The sequence below is a fragment of the Pseudomonas sp. USTB-Z genome, assembly GCF_019691255.1.
Classification (GTDB): Bacteria; Pseudomonadota; Gammaproteobacteria; order Pseudomonadales; family Pseudomonadaceae; genus Aquipseudomonas; species Aquipseudomonas alloputida.
The window spans coordinates 1-3,085 of the sequence record NZ_JAECZP010000050.1 but is presented as its reverse complement, the minus strand read 5'-3'; the positions used below and the strand labels follow the sequence as shown (position 1 = coordinate 3,085).

Sequence of the window (3,085 nt, the reverse complement as noted above, 5' to 3'; positions counted from 1 at the left end):
ATTGCTTGGGTGTTATATGGTCAAGCCTCACGGGCAATTAGTATTGGTTAGCTCAACGCCTCACAGCGCTTACACACCCAACCTATCAACGTCGTAGTCTTCGACGGCCCTTTAGGGGATTCAAGATCCCAGTGAGATCTCATCTTGAGGCAAGTTTCCCGCTTAGATGCTTTCAGCGGTTATCTCTTCCGAACATAGCTACCCGGCAATGCCACTGGCGTGACAACCGGAACACCAGAGGTTCGTCCACTCCGGTCCTCTCGTACTAGGAGCAGCCCCTCTCAAATCTCAAACGTCCACGGCAGATAGGGACCGAACTGTCTCACGACGTTCTAAACCCAGCTCGCGTACCACTTTAAATGGCGAACAGCCATACCCTTGGGACCGGCTTCAGCCCCAGGATGTGATGAGCCGACATCGAGGTGCCAAACACCGCCGTCGATATGAACTCTTGGGCGGTATCAGCCTGTTATCCCCGGAGTACCTTTTATCCGTTGAGCGATGGCCCTTCCATACAGAACCACCGGATCACTAAGACCTACTTTCGTACCTGCTCGACGTGTTTGTCTCGCAGTCAAGCGCGCTTTTGCCTTTATACTCTACGACCGATTTCCGACCGGTCTGAGCGCACCTTCGTACTCCTCCGTTACTCTTTGGGAGGAGACCGCCCCAGTCAAACTACCCACCATACACTGTCCTCGATCCGGATAACGGACCTGAGTTAGAACCTCAAAGTTGCCAGGGTGGTATTTCAAGGATGGCTCCATGAGAACTGGCGTCCCCACTTCAAAGCCTCCCACCTATCCTACACAAGCAAATTCAAAGTCCAGTGCAAAGCTATAGTAAAGGTTCACGGGGTCTTTCCGTCTAGCCGCGGATACACTGCATCTTCACAGCGATTTCAATTTCACTGAGTCTCGGGTGGAGACAGCGCCGCCATCGTTACGCCATTCGTGCAGGTCGGAACTTACCCGACAAGGAATTTCGCTACCTTAGGACCGTTATAGTTACGGCCGCCGTTTACCGGGGCTTCGATCAAGAGCTTCGCTTGCGCTAACCCCATCAATTAACCTTCCGGCACCGGGCAGGCGTCACACCCTATACGTCCACTTTCGTGTTTGCAGAGTGCTGTGTTTTTAATAAACAGTCGCAGCGGCCTGGTATCTTCGACCGGCATGGGCTTACGGAGCAAGTCCTTCACCCTCGCCGGCGCACCTTCTCCCGAAGTTACGGTGCCATTTTGCCTAGTTCCTTCACCCGAGTTCTCTCAAGCGCCTTGGTATTCTCTACCTAACCACCTGTGTCGGTTTGGGGTACGGTTCCCAGTTATCTGAAGCTTAGGAGCTTTTCTTGGAAGCATGGTATCAACCACTTCGTCGCCTAAAGGCAACTCGTCATCAGCTCTCGGCCTTGAAATCCCGGATTTGCCTAAGATTTCAGCCTACCACCTTAAACCTGGACAACCAACGCCAGGCTGGCCTAACCTTCTCCGTCCCTCCATCGCAATAACTGGAAGTACAGGAATATTAACCTGTTTTCCATCGACTACGCTTTTCAGCCTCGCCTTAGGGACCGACTAACCCTGCGTCGATTAACGTTGCGCAGGAAACCTTGGTCTTTCGGCGTGCGAGTTTTTCACTCGCATTGTCGTTACTCATGTCAGCATTCGCACTTCTGATACCTCCAGCAAGCTTCTCAACTCACCTTCACAGGCTTACAGAACGCTCCTCTACCGCATCATCATACGATGATACCCGTAGCTTCGGTGCATGGTTTGAGCCCCGTTACATCTTCCGCGCAGGCCGACTCGACTAGTGAGCTATTACGCTTTCTTTAAAGGGTGGCTGCTTCTAAGCCAACCTCCTAGCTGTCTAAGCCTTCCCACATCGTTTCCCACTTAACCATGACTTTGGGACCTTAGCTGACGGTCTGGGTTGTTTCCCTTTTCACGACGGACGTTAGCACCCGCCGTGTGTCTCCCATGCTCGGCACTTGTAGGTATTCGGAGTTTGCATCGGTTTGGTAAGTCGGGATGACCCCCTAGCCGAAACAGTGCTCTACCCCCTACAGTGATACATGAGGCGCTACCTAAATAGCTTTCGAGGAGAACCAGCTATCTCCGAGCTTGATTAGCCTTTCACTCCGATCCACAGGTCATCCGCTAACTTTTCAACGGTAGTCGGTTCGGTCCTCCAGTCAGTGTTACCTAACCTTCAACCTGCCCATGGATAGATCGCCCGGTTTCGGGTCTATACCCAGCGACTAAACGCCCTATTAAGACTCGCTTTCGCTACGCCTCCCCTATTCGGTTAAGCTCGCCACTGAATATAAGTCGCTGACCCATTATACAAAAGGTACGCAGTCACCTAACAAAGTAGGCTCCCACTGCTTGTACGCATACGGTTTCAGGTTCTATTTCACTCCCCTCTCCGGGGTTCTTTTCGCCTTTCCCTCACGGTACTGGTTCACTATCGGTCAGTCAGTAGTATTTAGCCTTGGAGGATGGTCCCCCCATATTCAGACAAAGTTTCTCGTGCTCCGTCCTACTCGATTTCATTGATAAGAGATTTTCGTGTACGGGGCTATCACCCACTATGGCCGCACTTTCCAGAGCGTTCCACTAATCTCAAACCAACTTAAGGGCTGGTCCCCGTTCGCTCGCCACTACTAAGGGAATCTCGGTTGATTTCTTTTCCTCAGGGTACTTAGATGTTTCAGTTCCCCTGGTTCGCCTCTTGCACCTATGTATTCAGTACAAGATAACCAGCTTATGCTGGCTGGGTTCCCCCATTCAGAGATCTCTGGATCACAGTCTGTTTGCCGACTCCCCAAAGCTTATCGCAGGCTACCACGTCTTTCATCGCCTCTGACTGCCAAGGCATCCACCGTATGCGCTTCTTCACTTGACCATATAACCCCAAGCAATCTGGTTATACTGTGAAGACGACATTCGCCGAAAATTCGTACGTTGCTCTTTCGAGCAGAACTCACAAATTTTACCTTAGCCTGATCCACCAGCAGTGAAACTGGTGTTCAGTCTATATCTATCACATATCCGAATTTTTAAAGAACGATCTGACAAAAG

General features: G+C 51.2%; 1 rRNA gene. It reads right to left on the bottom strand.

Going from position 1 to position 3,085, the window contains the following annotated elements:
• Positions 1-16: 16 nt before the first annotated feature.
• Positions 17-2,909 (bottom strand): 23S ribosomal RNA (locus tag I8746_RS26765).
• Positions 2,910-3,085 lie beyond the last annotated feature (176 nt).